The organism is Aliiroseovarius sp. (genome assembly GCF_965228805.1).
GTDB lineage: Bacteria > Pseudomonadota > Alphaproteobacteria > Rhodobacterales > Rhodobacteraceae > JASBTN01.
Genome location: NZ_CBDDIE010000003.1, coordinates 54,879 through 69,111, shown reverse-complemented (window position 1 = coordinate 69,111; position 14,233 = coordinate 54,879). Strand labels below are relative to the sequence as shown.

Below are 14,233 nucleotides of genomic sequence, written 5' to 3'. Positions count from 1 at the left end.
CGATCATCGGCCGTGTCGCCGACAATTGCGCCATGCTGGCCTTTGCCTGTGCTCTCCGCTTCGCACGGGACGGGGGCCGCCGAGAACCGGTAGTCGCGTGATCTTTGGTGAGAAGAAGCAGCACTGTCACGGTCAAGTCTTCAAGGTGATCAAGACAATTGGCCAGCTGCGGATCAACGCTCTGGATCTTGCGAACTGATGGTGCTGTGGTATCTGGACATTCGCACAGCTCCTCGCCACTGTGGCCTCCGTGAAACGCAAGTCCCTCTCTCTCGGCCAGATGCGGGCGATCGAAGCGGTCGCGACAAACCGCAATTTCTCGGATGCCGCCAAGGCGCTGGGCGTATCCCAGCCGTCGGTCTCGAACCATGTCACATCGGTCGAAAGTCGCTTTGCCGTGCGCCTGTTCGACCGACGCGGCCATGTCGCCGTGCCCTCGCCCGAGCTGGAGGCGCTGCTTCCGCGCCTGCGCACGATCCTGATGCTGACCGACGAACTGGAGGGCGAGCTGGACAGCCGCCGCGCGCTGGAGATCGGTCAGCTCCGGGTGGGGTACTCGACCCACCAGGTGGCGGTGCCGATCCTGACCCGGTTCATGCGTGATTATCCGGCGGTGAAGGTCGAGGCGCGTGCGATGGCCTCGGACGATCTGATCAAGGGGCTGGAGGCGGGCGATCTTGATGTGGCCTGCGTGACCGCGCGCGAAGTGCCCGGGCAGCTTTCGGGCATCTGGCTCAGGGACATGAGAATTGTATTGGCCGTGCCAGAAGATCACCCCTTTGCTGCGCGCGGCAGGATTTCGATCCGCGAGCTGGAAGGCCAGCCGTTGATCCAGCGCGAGGTCGGCTCGTCAACCCGTCGCCTGCTGGAGGCGCGCGCGGCCCTGGCCCGGGTGCCGTTGACCACCATCCTGGCGGTTGGCTCCTGGGGTACCATCGTGTCCATGGTGCGCGCGGGCGTGGCCATTGGCGTGGGGCTGGACGTCGAGGTCGAGGGCGTGCGCGGTGTCACGCGGGTCGACATTGAGGATGGCGATATGGCGGCGGGTCAGTTCCTGGTCTATCTGCCCGAGCGCAAGGTCATCTCAGCGGTGCAGGCCTTCCTGGCCACCACCGGGGACATGATCGCTGAATGACGGTTTTCTTACAGTCTGGATATCATAGCAAAAAGCTATAGATACTTGTCTTGTGTTGATCTTGAAAATACGCCGGTTCGTGTGAGATTCCGCTCTGCAAGGACCGACCCATGCCCGATCTGCCTGCGCCCCATCACGGCGAACCCTATCTTCTGACCCCGGGGCCGCTGACGACCTCCTATACGGTGAAACAGGCCATGCTGCGCGATTGGGGCAGCTGGGACGGTGATTTTCGCGCCATGACGGCCGAGCTGCGCGCGCGGCTTCTGGCCATGCTGGGCGCGGGGGGCGAGGCGTTCGACTGCGTTCCCATGCAGGGCTCGGGTACATTCGCGGTCGAGGCGATGCTGTCGTCCTTCATTCCGAAAGACGGCGAGGCGCTGGTGCTGGCCAATGGCGCCTATGGCAAGCGTGCGGCCGAGACGCTGTCCTACCTGGGCCGTGCCCATACGCTTCTCGACAAGGGCGACTACCTGCCGCCACAGGGCGATGAGGTCGCTGCCGCCCTGGCCGCCGATCCAGCGATCACCCATGTTGTGGCCATTCACTGCGAAACCTCCTCAGGCATCCTGAATCCACTGGCGGAAATCGCCGAGGCCACCGCCGCCGCCGGACGCCGCCTGCTGATCGACAGCATGTCCGCCTTTGGTGCGGTGCAACTGGAGGCGGCCGACTTCCCCTTCGACGCTGTCGTCTCCTCGGCCAACAAATGTATCGAGGGCGTGCCGGGCTTTGGTTTCGTTCTGGCCCGCAAGACGGTGCTGGAAGAGGCCAAGGGCAATTGCCATTCGCTCAGCCTGGACCTGCACGCCCAATGGGCGGCGATGGAAAAGACCGGCCAGTGGCGCTTTACCCCGCCCACCCACGTGGTCGCCGCCTTCCTTCAGGCCCTGCGCGAGCATCAGGACGAAGGCGGCGTGGCCGCGCGCGGCGCGCGCTACGCGGCCAACCGCGATACCCTGGTCGTCGGTATGCGTGCGCTTGGCTTCGAGACGCTGCTGGACGACGCCTGGCTCTCGCCGATCATCGTCACCTTCTTCTGCCCTGCCGACCCCGCCTTCGATTTCGCCGTTTTCTATCAGGCGATGAAGGCGAAAGGCTTCATCATCTACCCGGGCAAGCTGACCGTGGTGGACAGTTTCCGCATCGGCTGCATCGGCCGGATGGACGCGCCCGTGATGGAACGTGTCGTGCAAGCCGCCCGCGAAGCGCTGACCGAAATGGGCGTCGCCGATGCCACCCCGCCCGCCGTGGCGCTGAAAGAACGCAAACGCCTGTCCGCCCCGCAAGCGGCGGCCTGAAAGAAAGGACCTCATCCATGACCAAATTCAAAGCTGCCGTATTCGACTGGGCGGGTACCACCGTCGATTTCGGCTCCTTCGCGCCGATGGGCGTTTTCGTTAAGGCGTTTGAGCAATTCGGCATCGCCGCCACCATCGATGAGGCCCGCGGCCCCATGGGCAGTGCGAAGTGGGACCACATCCGCACGATGATGGACATGCCCTCGATCTCCGCCCAATGGGAAGAGAAATACGGCGACGCGCCGACGGACGCCGACGTGGACAAGGTCTATGAGGTCTTCGTCCCGATGAATGAAAAAGTCGCCGCCGACTATGCCGACCTGATCCCCGGCACGCTGGACACGATGGCCTATCTGCGGGGCAAGGGCATGAAGGTGGGCTCGACCACCGGTTACACCCGCTCGATCATGGAAAACGTGCTGCCGGTCGCCGCTGCGCAGGGCTATGAGCCCGACAACCTGGTCTGCTCCGACGATCTGCCCGAAGGCCGCCCGGGCCCCCTGGGCATGTACAAATGCATGGTCGACCTTGTGGCCTATCCGCCGTCCGCGATCCTCAAGGTCGACGACACTGCGCCGGGCATCGGCGAGGGCGTGGCCGCGGGCTGCGTGACCGTGGGCCTGGCCCTGTCGGGCAATGCCGTGGGCAAGACGGTGGAAGAGCTGGGCGCCATGGATGCCGCCGAGATTGACGTGCTGCGCCAGAACGCCACCAAGATCCTCAAGGACGCAGGCGCCGATCACGTGATCGACACGATCGCCGATCTGCCTGCCCTGATCGACCAGCTGGAGGCAGAATGACCATGGCCCGGCGCCCCAACATCCTTCTGATCACCGCCGACCAATGGCGCGGCGAATGCCTAGGGGCGCTGGGTCACATCGTGAAGACGCCCCACCTGGATGCGCTGGCGGCGGAAGGCACCACCTTTACCCAACACCACGCTGCCTGCGCGCCCTGTTCGCCGGCCCGTGCGAGCCTGTACACGGGCCAATACCAGATGAACACACGGGTGGTGCGCAATGGCACGCCGCTGGACGCACGGTTCGACAATATCGCCTTGGCTGCCCGGCGGGGCGGCTATGTGCCGACGCTGTTTGGCTACACCGACACCTCGCCCGATCCGCGTGGGCTGGATCCGGCGGATCCGGCGCTCACCAATTATGAGGGTGTGCTGCCGGGCATGGAGGTGGGCCAGATCCTGCCAGAAGACGACGGCCCCTGGCTGGATTGGCTGGCGGATCAGGGCGTGACGGCAGACCATGCGCTGCAAGCCGGGGCGCCGCAGCCGGGCGAGCTGGTGACGAATGCCCCCACTGCCTTCACGGCCGAGCAGAGCCAGACTGCCTTCCTCACCGGCGCCTTTCTGGATTGGGCCGAGACGCAGGACGGCCCATGGTTCGCCCACCTGTCCTTCCTGCGCCCGCATCCGCCTTTCTCGGCCCCCGCGCCCTACAATGACATGTACGAGCCTGGCCAGGGCCCGGCCTATCTGCGCGCGGACAGCGCGGCGGCGGAACCGGCGCATCACCCGATGCCCGGCCACAAGCGCGCTACCACCAACCTGGGCGACTACATTGCCGAGGCGACCGGCGGGCTCGATCAGCTCACGCCGCGCGACTTCGACCGCATCCGTGCGGTCTATTACGGCATGATGAGTGAAGTGGACGCCCAGATCGGCCGCTTGATCGCGACCCTGCGCGCGCGCGGGGATTGGGAGGATACGCTCCTGGTCTTTACGTCCGACCATGCCGAGATGATGGGCGACCACTGGATGCTGGGCAAGGGCGGCTACCACGCGCAAAGCTATCATATCCCGCTGATCCTCAAGGTGCCGGGGCAGGGGGGGCAGGGCCGGGTCGAGGCCTTTACCTCAGCCATCGACATCTTCCCCACGCTTTGTGATGCCATGGGGGTGGCACCCGAAACCGTACCGAACGGCGCGTCGCTGTTGCCCTTTGCGCGCGGCGAAGACTCCGACTGGCGCAAGGGCGTGATGTGGGAGTTCGACTACCGCGACCATGACCAGCACGGCCATGACCCGGATGATTGCGTGATGGCCTGCTGGCGATCGGGCGATCACCTCTATGTCCATACCCCCCGGGATGGATCGCTTCTGTTCAACATCGCCCGCGACCCGGGCTGTTTTGAAAACCTTGCCGCTGTCCAGCCCTCGCGTCGTGCGGCAATGGCCGAAGGGCTGCTGACCGCCCGTCTGCGTGCCGCCGACCAAACCCTGGCGCGCCACATGGTCTGGGACTGGGCCGAAACCTGAGGACATCCGCCATGACCCCGCCGCTGATGACCCGCGATGCCCAGGCATTCATCCATCAGGCGGGGTCGACCCCGGCCATGGCGGCGGTGACCCGGGCCGAGGGCGCCTATCTGTGGACCGAGGACGGGCGCCAGTTGCTCGATTTTCACGGTAACAATGTGCATCACATCGGCTACGGCCATTCCCGGGTCAAGGCCGCCATCACCACCCAGATGGAAGCGCTGCCCTTCGCCCCGCGACGTTTCACCTGTGATCCCGCCGTGGCCCTGGCCGAACGTCTGGCCGCGCTTGCGCCGGGCGATCTGAACCGCGTGCTCTTTGCCACCGGCGGCTCGGACGCGGTGGAGATTGCCCTGAAAATTGCCCGTGCCGCCACCGGGTGCTACAAGACCCTGAGCTTCTGGGATAGCTTTCACGGTGCAGGCTTCGGCGCCGCCGGGGTTGGCGGCGACGGGATGTTTCGCTCGGGCCCCGTCGGGCCGCTCATGCCCGGCGATCAACATGTCGCGCCCTTCGCCTGTTTCCGCTGTCCCTATGGCCATTCCGCGCCGGACAGCTGCGGCCTGACCTGCGCACAGATGGTGCGCTATGTGCTGGAGCGTGAAGGCGACATCGGCGCGGTCATCGCCGAGCCCGCCCGCGCCGCCCCGTATATCCCGCCGCCTGGTTTCTGGGCCGAGGTGCGCGCGGCCTGTGATGATCACGGCGCGCTGCTGATCTTTGACGAAATCCCCACCGGCTTGGGCAAGACCGGCCGCATGTTTGCCTTCGACCATGACCGGGTGGAGCCGGACATTCTGGTGCTGGGAAAGGCGCTGGGCGGGGGCATCCTGCCGCTGGCCGCCGTGGTGGCGCGCGAGGGGCTGAATGTCGCGCCGGACCATGCGCTGGGCCATTACACCCATGAAAAGAACCCGGTCATGGCCGCCGCCGGACTGGCTACGCTGGACGTGATTGCCGACGAATACCTGGTAGAAAACGCTGCCGCCATGGGGACTTATACGATGGAGCACCTTGCCGGGCTACAGGCCCGCCACCCGCAGGTTGGTGACATTCGCGGGCGTGGCTTGCTGATCGGGATCGAGCTGACCCACCCGGGCACGCGCGACCCGGACCCGGCGCTTGCGGGCCGCGTGCTGGATCACTGCCTGGCCCATGGGCTCAGCTTCAAGACCACGATGGGCAACATCCTGACCTGGACGCCGCCACTGATCGTGACCCGGGCGCAGCTGGATTTCGCCATCGCCCGGCTGGACGCGGCCCTGACCGCTTGTGTGACAGTTTCGTGAAGATCGGAAAGTCATAGCTAAACGCTATAGATTTGCCCATTTTACAATTGTGTCACATGAAAGGGGTTCAAGGGCTGCGTCGATAATACGTCAAACCTGCCTGGGAGCACTTTCATGACGACCAAGACCATCCTTCTGTCGGGCGTTGCCCTGCTGGCCTTCGCCGCCACCGCGCAAGCCGCCGACTGCCCCGCCGCCACCGTTGCCGACATGCGCGGCCTGACCTCGGATTTCCCGCAGCAGTTCGAACTGGCCGAGTTCGAAAGCAAAGCTTCCTGCGACCTGGGCTTCAACCAGAACCCGACCATCGCCGAGCTGAACGCCCGCATCTATGGCAATGCCGAGCTGGCCGCCGTCACCGACCGTCTGCCGACCGAGCCTCTGGTCGTCGCCCCCTATGCCAAGATCGGCAGCTATGGCGGTGTGCTGACCGGCCTGTCGAAAGGCACGGAATCGGGCACTTCGGACCTTTTGTCGGTGCGCCACGTGAACTTCGTGCGCTACTCGGACGACCTGCAGACGGTCGTGCCGAACATCGCCAAGTCCTGGGAATGGAACGCCGACTACACCGTGCTGACCTTAACCCTGCGTGAGGGTCACAAGTGGTCGGATGGCGAAGCCTTCACCGCCGAGGACGTGGCCTTCTGGTACAACGACCTGATCCTGAACCCCGACGTCTACGAAAGCACCCCCGGCCGCTGGCTCTTCGCGGGAGAGCCGGTGAACGTGGAAGCCCTGGACGCCACCACCGTGCGCTTCACCTTCCCGGTGCCGACCCCAGGCATCCTGAACCGCTTTGCCGTCGACTTCGGCCAGCCGTTCCAGCCCAAGCATTTCCTGTCGCAGTTCATGCCGAAGTATAACGCGAACGCCGAGGCCCTGGCCCAGGAACACGGGTTCGAAAACGCCGCCGCCGCGGTGGATTTCTACTACGGTGGGTCCGACTGGAAAGACGTGCCCAGCCCGCTTCTGAAGGACGCCGACCGTGCCATGGCCCTGGGCCGCGCCGTCGTGCCGACCCTGGAAAGCCACATCGTGGTCGAAGAGAGCGCCGAAGGCCGCAAGCTGGTCGCCAACCCCTATTTCCACCAGGTGGACACGGCCGGCAACCAGCTGCCCTATATCCCGGAAATCGTCGAGACCTATGTCTCCGACAAGGAAGTTCAGAACCTCAAGATCATGGCCGGTGAGGTCGTGTGGAAACAGCAGGCGATCTTCCTCGAAGACTTCCCTCTGCTGAAGGAAAACGAAGGCCGCGGCGGCTATAACGTGCAGTTCGCGCCGACCTTTGGCGAAAACGTCTTCTTCTCGTTCAACCGCACCCACAAGGATCCGGTCCTGGCCGCGATCTTCTCGGACGTGCGTTTCAACCGCGCCATGTCCATCGCCATGGACCGCCACGAGATCAACGAGATCGTCTACCTGGGCCAGGGCAAACCGATGCAGGGCGTGCCGGCCGAACCCAAGACCGTTTCCTTCGTGACCGAGGAAACCCTGACCAAGGACATCAACCACGACCCGGCGGCCGCCAAGGCCCTGCTGGCCGAGATGGGCCTGACGGATGCCGACGGTGACGGCACCGTGGAACGCCCGGACGGTAAGCCGCTGGTCGTGCGTCTGGTCTATTCCTCGCAGGGTGTGCCGGTGAAGATGATGGAACTGGTGCGTGACTACTGGACCGCCGTGGGCGTGCGTGTCGACCTGAAGGAGGTCACCTCGGACGAATACCGCGCTGCCGGTAACAACAATGACCTGGACCTGACCACCTGGAAATACGACGGCAACGCGGGTCCGACCATTTCCCAGGATGTGACGGTCTTCATCCCGCCCTTCGGTGATTTCTTCAACCCGGGCACCGGCTTTGGCTGGGCCGAATGGAAGGCCACGGACGGCGCCGCCGGCACCGAGCCGCCCGCCGACATCAAGGAGCTGTGGACCCTGGCCGAGATGTTCATCCAGCAAGAGATGGGCAGCGAAGAAAGCAACCGTCTGGGTGCGGAAATCACCCGCATCCACGCCGACAACATGCTGAAGATCGGCACCGTCGGTGACATCGTCGCGCCCTTCCTGCACCGCAACGACCTGATGAATGTCGAGCCGATCCGCGCCAAGACCTACGACTTCTACTGGACCTATCCCTATCGTCCGACCCAGTGGTTCCTGGAGCAGTAAGCCGCTGACTTGAAAGATCTTTCGGGGCGGCAGTCACGTCGCCCCGAATGTTCGCGGGGGAAAGAGAATGCTGCGTTTCACGCTTGAACGGCTGGTCGGCATGGTGGTGACCATGGCCCTGGTGTCGGTCATGGTCTTTCTGATCATGGAAATCCCGCCGGGCGACTACGCCGACCGTTATGCGTTTCGAAAATACTCGGGCACCGGGGTCAACGTGACCCAGGCCGACATCCAGGCGATCCGGGTCGAGCTGGGCTTGGACAAGCCCATGGTGCTGCGCTACTTCGACTGGATCGGCGGCATCGTTCTGCGCGGCGATTTCGGCCAGGCCTTTGCCTTCGAGACCTCGGTGGTGAAGGTGATCGGGGACAAGGGGTTCCTGACCCTGGGCATCCTCTTTTCCACCCTGCTGGTCACCTACCTGATTTCCATTCCCGTCGGCATCTTTGCCGCCGTGCGCCGCGCCTCGGCGATGGATTACGGGCTCACGATCTTTTCCTACCTGGGCCTGGCGCTGCCGAATTTCCTTCTGGCGCTTGTGCTTCTCTACTTTGCCAGCCGCTGGTTCGGCGCGGATATCGGCGGGCTGTTCTCGGACGCCTATGCCGACGCGCCCTGGTCGCTGGCCAAGGCCTGGGACCTGATCAAGCACCTGTGGCTGCCCGCCCTGGTGCTGGCCTGGTCCGCCGTGGCCTATCAAATTCAGACCGTTCGCGCGACCATGTCGGACGAGCTGAACAAACTGTCCGTGACGGCAGCACGGGCGCGGGGCGTGCCGGAGTTGAAACTCCTGATGAAATACCCGGCACGCCTCGCCATCAACCCGGTCGTCTCGACCATCGGCTTCGACGTGAACCGCATCTTTTCCGAGCTTCCGATCGTCGCCGTGGTGCTGGGCCTGACCGAGCTGGGCGAGCTGCTTCTGAAAGCCTACCTCGACCTCGACATGTATGTGGCGGGCGCGATCCTTCTGCTGCTGACCTTCGTCATCGTCTTCATGAACTTCGTGTCCGACCTGCTGCTGGCCTGGCTGGACCCGCGCATCAAGCTGGGAGCCTGAGATGAGCGACGCGACCCTGAGCCCGGAAGAACAGAAGCGGCTGAAATACTACTCCGCTTCGCAATGGACCCTGATCTGGTGGCGCTTTCGCCGTCACAAGGCGGCGATGGTGGCGGGCATCATCCTGGGGCTGATGGCGCTGGCGGGCGTGTTTGCCGAGTTCGTCGCGCCCTATGGCACGACCACGCGCGACACCGCCTATATCGACGGGCCACCCCAGATCCCGCAGTTCTGCGACCAGAACGGCTGTTCGGTCCAGCCCTTCATCCACGGCGTCACCACCAAACGCGACCCGGTGACCCTGCGCGCCATTTCCGTGCCGGACCACGAGAAACGCATCTACGTGCGTCTCTTCGTAAAGGGCGAACCCGTGCGCGTGCTGGGCCTGATCCCGACCGAGCGTCACCTTTTCGGCCTCTCGGACCCGGCGGCCAAACTGCACCTCTGGGGCACCGATGACCTGGGGCGCGACGTATTCTCCCGCACCATCCACGCGACCCGCGTCTCGCTGTCCATCGGGGTGATGGGGGTGATGATCTCCTTCGTGTTGGCGCTGATCATCGGCGGCGTGGCGGGTTATGCGGGCGGTTGGATCGACAATGTCATCCAGCGTGCGACCGAGGTCATTCGCGTCGTGCCGATCATCCCGCTCTACATGGGGCTTGCCGCTGCCATGCCCAAGGAATGGTCCACCACCCAGGTCTATTTCGCCATGACGCTGATCCTGGGCCTGTTCGGCTGGCCCACCCTGGCCCGCCGCATCCGCTCACAGCTTTTGTCGATCCGAAACGAGGATTACGTGGTCGCCGCCCGTCTGGCGGGCGCCCGCCCGGCGCGCATCATCAGCCGCCACATGCTGCCCAGTTTCACCAGCTTCATCATTGTCGATCTGGTGATTTCCTTCCCTTACATGATCCTCAGCGAAACTGCGCTCAGCTTCGTGGGTCTGGGCCTGCGCCCGCCGACCGTCAGCTGGGGCGTTCTGCTGCAACAGGCACAATCGGTGCGGGTGATCGAACAGACCCCCTGGCTCTTCATTCCCGCGGTCTTCGTCGTCGTGGCCGTCCTGGCCTTTACCGTGATCGGCGACGGGCTGCGTGATGCCGCCGACCCCTATGCCGATAGCCACTGAGGAGCTGGGACCATGCTGACAGTCGAAAATCTGACCATCTCCTTCCACACGGACGAGGGGCTGATCACCCCGGTTCAGGGCGTAAGCTTCGAGGTCAAGGCAGGCCGCACCCTGGGCATCGTCGGTGAAAGCGGCTCGGGCAAATCCGTGTCGACCAAGGCGCTGATGCGGCTCTTGCCGGGCAATGCGGTGATCTCGTCCGAGGCACGCATGACCTATACCGACAGCTCCGGCGCCGTGGTGAAGATTGAAAGCCTGAAACCCAAATCCCGCACCCTGCGCCAGCTGCGCGGGGGCGAGATCGGCATGATCTTTCAGGAGCCGATGGCCAGTTTCTCGCCGGTCTACACGATCGGCAACCAGATGATCGAGTCGATCCGGCTGCACCGCAAAGCCTCGAAAAAGGAAGCGCGCGAGATCGCGGTGGATATGCTGAACCGCGTCGGTATCTCCAATGCCGCGGCCCGGGTGGACCAATACCCGCACGAGCTATCCGGCGGCATGCGCCAGCGGGCGATGATCGCGCTGGCCCTGTCGGCCGGCCCTGCGCTGCTGATCGCGGATGAGCCCACCACGGCGCTGGATGTGACCATCCAGGCCCAGGTGCTGGAGCTGATGGCCGAACTGCAACGCGACCTGGGCATGGGCATGATCTTCATCACCCACGATCTGGGCGTGATTGCCCAGGTGGCCGATGACGTGGCGGTCATGTACCTGGGCACCATCGTTGAACGCGGCGCGACCCGCGACGTGATCCGGAACCCGCGTCACCCGTACACACAGGGGCTGCTCAAGGCGATCCCGTCGCTCGACACGCTGCACGACCGCCTGTCCCCCGTGCCCGGCGACATTCCCAGTCCGACCGAGCGCCCGACAGGCTGCCCGTTCCACACCCGCTGCGCCCAGATACGCGCCGGGCAATGCGACACCTACGCCCCGCCCGAAGTGACCATTCGCGAAGGCCGCGCGGTGCGTTGCTGGCTGGACGCAGACGCCCCTGCCCAGACCCCTGCCGCCGTGGAGGAACCCGCATGAAAGACGATGTGCTGATCGAGGTGAAGGACCTGGAGGTCCGCTTTCCGATCAAGAAGAAGAAACTGTTCAAGACCGAGATCGAAGAACTGCGCGCGGTGGACGGGGTCACATTCGACATCCGCCGGGGCGAGACCGTCGGTCTGGTCGGCGAAAGCGGGTCGGGCAAGACCACCGTCGGCCGCGCCATCCTGCGTGCCATCGACCCGACCGGCGGCGACGTGATCTTTCACACCAAGAAACGCGACGTGGATGTCGGCCACCTGGAAGGTGAGGAGCTGCGCAAGTTCCGAAAGAAGATGAACATGGTCTTCGCCGAGGGTTCGCACAGCCTGTCCGACATGGCCTCGGACCTCCTGCGCGCCTTCCGTCCGCGTATGAGCCTGGTGTTCCAGGATCCCTATTCGTCGCTGAACCCGCGCATGACCGTGCGTGACATCATCGCCGAGCCCTTGGTGGCGGGCGGGTTGATGACGGACCGCGAGAAGATCGACAAACGCGTGCGCAAGATTGCCGCACGCTGCAAGCTGAACCTCGAACATCTGCGCCGCTTTCCCCACGCCTTCTCCGGCGGGCAACGCCAGCGTATCTGCATTGCCCGCGCCCTGGTGACCAAGCCCGATTTCGTGGTCTGCGACGAAAGCGTCTCGGCGCTGGATGTGTCGATTCAGGCCGAGATCGTAAACCTCCTGAAAGACCTGCAGGAGGAAATGGGCGTGGCCTTCCTGTTCATCGCCCATGACCTCAGCGTCGTGGCGCAGATGAGCCACCGTGTCGCGGTCATGTATGTCGGCAAGTTCGTGGAATATGCGCCGACCGAAAGCCTGTTCTTCGAACCGCGCCACCCCTACACCCGCGCGCTTCTGTCCGCGATCCCGCAGGCCGATCCGGACGCCACCTTTGATCCGATGCGGCTGCAGGGCGAAATTCCCAACCCGCTCGCCGCGCCATCGGGCTGCCGGTTCCACACCCGCTGCCCCTTGGCGACGGAAGAATGTGCTCGCGGCGAACCCGACTGGCGCGAGGTTGCGCCAGAACACTTTGTCGCCTGCCACAAGGTCTGAGCGGCCGACAAAACGCGGCGAGGTTGCCCAGAAGGAAGGCCAGCCCCAGAACGGTAATGCGCAACAAGTCGGGCCAGACCGTGTCCAGCCCTGCGCCGCGGAACACCACGGCCTGTGCGACGGACATGTAATGGCGCGAAGGCAACAGCGCGGTGATGGGCCGCAATGCCTCGGGCTGGCTTTCAATCGGGCTGATCCCGCCGGATAGCAGCATCATCGGCATGACGATCAACAGGATCAGCAGGGCAAACTGCGCCATGGTGCGGGCGAGCGTGCCCAGCAGGATACCAATGGCTGAGGCGGCGAACAGATAAAGCGACGCGCCCAGCACAAGCACCCAGCGCGATCCGGCCACCGGCACCTCCAGCGCCCCGTCGACCACGACGACCATCGACAGGGTAAAGGCCCCCAGGATCAACAGCCCGTTGGCCCAGATCTTGGCCAGGGCGACCTCGACCGTGCGCAGGGGCATGACCATCAGATGTTCGATCGTGCCGTGCCACGTTCACGGATCACGGCCGCGCCGGTCAGCATGGTGATGATCAGGTTCAGGAAATCCAGAATGCCGGTGCGCACATGCTCGATATGACCTTCGACCAGTTCCTGCGGAACGCGCACGCGGATGCGGAAGACCAGGTTCTGGCGCTCGTCGGCGGTCTCGACCTCGCGCGGTGTGAATTGCGAGGCCGGCGAGACGAAAGTGACCGTCGCAGGCACCACCGCATCGACCACGTCAAGCTTGATGCGCGCCTCGCTGCCAAGGGCCACCAGATGGGCCTGTGAGGCGGGCAGGTAGAACTCCAGATTGACTTCGGACAGATCGGCCATGGTCATGACCCGTGTGCCCGCGCCGATCACTTAGCCAGGTTCGACCAGCCGGTAAAGCACGCGCCCCATGGCAGGCGCGGTCAGTTCCGTATCCTCGAAGTTCGCGGCAATCTGCGCGGCGGCGGCACGGGCGGCATCGACGCTGCGCTCGTGGGCCACAAGCGCGGCGCGGGCAGCATCCAGATTGGCCTCGGCCACCGAGACGTCGGTCAGGCGTGCATCCAGCTGGGCTTGGGGTGATGTGCCGCGCGCGACCAGTTCGCGGGTCCGTTCGGCCTCGTCTCGGTCCAGGTTCAACATCGCCTCTGCCTGTGCCAGTTGCGCGCGGATCGTGTCGGCTTCGACCCGGGCGACGATCTGTTCGGGGTGGATCAGGTCCCCTTCCTTGACCGAAACCTCGGACACACGACCGGGCACCAGTCAGGCGATATCGACCCGGACCGCCTCGATCCGCCCATTTCCGAAGGCGATGTCGGCAGGCAGCCCATCGCCCTGCGTCTGCTGCCAGGCGTAATACCCTCCGCCCGCAAGCGCTACGGTGAGAAGGACGGCAAATCCGGTGTTCAAACGCATCTTACCTCTCCGCGAACGAAAATGACCATCGGGTCAAAACCGATCAATGCCGCGCTGCAGCCAGGTTTCAAGGAGGCGCGACAATTCGTAACGCGTGACCCTGGGGAAGCCTTGTGATACGAGGCCTGTGGGCGCTAACACTGAGCCCGCAGGACGACCTGGTCCGCAAGGGAGGGCAGGCGGTCGTAGGCAAGTTTTGCCGCGGCTGCAAAAGCATAACCGTTCCGTCACGTTTCTGCGGTAGGCAGGGGCGCGACGCGCAGAAAGGCCCGACCATGAGCACTCCGGTCAGCTCCCAATCCCCTCCCCACGGCGACGGTGAGACCCATGGCATGCAGGGGATGGTGATGCCCTGATCCCGGCCAAACTGGACCG

Annotated in this window: 13 protein-coding genes and 1 pseudogene; 10 read left to right on the top strand and 4 right to left on the bottom strand. The window is 64.5% G+C overall.

Annotated features, from left to right (window positions below; translation table 11 throughout):
* The first annotated feature begins 250 nt into the window (after nucleotides 1-250).
* The 10 genes from ACO07D_RS01300 (at nucleotide 251) to ACO07D_RS01255 (ending at nucleotide 12,457) form a co-directional block, all read left to right on the top strand.
* Nucleotides 251-1,135 (top strand): LysR substrate-binding domain-containing protein, encoded by an 885-nt coding sequence (locus tag ACO07D_RS01300; RefSeq protein WP_421701123.1) that lies wholly within the window; start codon nucleotides 251-253, stop codon nucleotides 1,133-1,135.
* Between the two features lie 110 nt (nucleotides 1,136-1,245).
* A complete protein-coding gene (locus ACO07D_RS01295; protein WP_421701122.1) occupies nucleotides 1,246-2,436 on the top strand; it encodes a 2-aminoethylphosphonate--pyruvate transaminase in 1,191 nt (396 codons plus the stop codon).
* Nucleotides 2,437-2,453: 17 nt separating this feature from the next.
* On the top strand, nucleotides 2,454-3,236 hold the full coding sequence (gene phnX / locus ACO07D_RS01290; protein WP_421701121.1) for a phosphonoacetaldehyde hydrolase: 783 nt from the start codon (nucleotides 2,454-2,456) through the stop codon (nucleotides 3,234-3,236).
* Entirely contained in the window at nucleotides 3,233-4,708 is a 1,476-nt protein-coding gene (locus ACO07D_RS01285; protein ID WP_421701120.1) for a sulfatase-like hydrolase/transferase, read from the top strand. The genes phnX and ACO07D_RS01285 overlap by 4 nt, the downstream gene beginning before the upstream one ends.
* An 11-nt stretch (nucleotides 4,709-4,719) precedes the next feature.
* A complete protein-coding gene (gene pbfA, locus ACO07D_RS01280; RefSeq protein WP_421701119.1) occupies nucleotides 4,720-5,997 on the top strand; it encodes a (R)-1-hydroxy-2-aminoethylphosphonate ammonia-lyase in 1,278 nt (425 codons plus the stop codon).
* A 114-nt stretch (nucleotides 5,998-6,111) separates the two neighbouring features.
* A complete protein-coding gene (locus ACO07D_RS01275) occupies nucleotides 6,112-8,169 on the top strand; it encodes an ABC transporter substrate-binding protein (protein ID WP_421701118.1) in 2,058 nt (685 codons plus the stop codon).
* A gap of 67 nt (nucleotides 8,170-8,236) precedes the next feature.
* Nucleotides 8,237-9,229: an ABC transporter permease gene (locus ACO07D_RS01270; protein ID WP_421701117.1), complete on the top strand. Its 993-nt coding sequence runs from the start codon at nucleotides 8,237-8,239 to the stop codon at nucleotides 9,227-9,229.
* 1 nt (nucleotide 9,230) lies between these two features.
* A complete protein-coding gene (locus tag ACO07D_RS01265) occupies nucleotides 9,231-10,361 on the top strand; it encodes an ABC transporter permease (RefSeq protein WP_421701115.1) in 1,131 nt (376 codons plus the stop codon).
* 12 nt (nucleotides 10,362-10,373) lie between these two features.
* Entirely contained in the window at nucleotides 10,374-11,396 is a 1,023-nt protein-coding gene (locus ACO07D_RS01260) for an ABC transporter ATP-binding protein (RefSeq protein ID WP_421701114.1), read from the top strand.
* Nucleotides 11,393-12,457 carry an ABC transporter ATP-binding protein gene (locus tag ACO07D_RS01255; protein ID WP_421701113.1) on the top strand — a complete coding sequence of 355 codons (1,065 nt, stop codon included), beginning with the start codon at nucleotides 11,393-11,395 and terminating at the stop codon, nucleotides 12,455-12,457. Before ACO07D_RS01260 ends, ACO07D_RS01255 begins: the two co-directional genes overlap by 4 nt.
* An 85-nt stretch (nucleotides 12,458-12,542) precedes the next feature.
* On the opposite strand, the pseudogene ACO07D_RS01250 reads toward ACO07D_RS01255, so the two are convergent.
* From ACO07D_RS01250 to ACO07D_RS01235, 4 genes and pseudogenes are all read right to left on the bottom strand, one after another.
* Nucleotides 12,543-12,929: pseudogene (locus ACO07D_RS01250) on the bottom strand (ABC transporter permease); the annotation flags it as partial.
* Between the two features lie 5 nt (nucleotides 12,930-12,934).
* On the bottom strand, nucleotides 12,935-13,315 hold the full coding sequence (locus ACO07D_RS01245) for an HlyD family efflux transporter periplasmic adaptor subunit (RefSeq protein ID WP_421701112.1): 381 nt from the start codon (nucleotides 13,313-13,315) through the stop codon (nucleotides 12,935-12,937).
* Complete coding sequence (locus ACO07D_RS01240) at nucleotides 13,316-13,702, bottom strand: biotin/lipoyl-binding protein (protein ID WP_421701111.1); 387 nt, start codon at nucleotides 13,700-13,702, stop codon at nucleotides 13,316-13,318.
* A gap of 3 nt (nucleotides 13,703-13,705) precedes the next feature.
* On the bottom strand, nucleotides 13,706-13,858 hold the full coding sequence (locus tag ACO07D_RS01235) for a hypothetical protein (RefSeq protein ID WP_421701110.1): 153 nt from the start codon (nucleotides 13,856-13,858) through the stop codon (nucleotides 13,706-13,708).
* Between the last annotated feature and the right edge of the window lie 375 nt (nucleotides 13,859-14,233).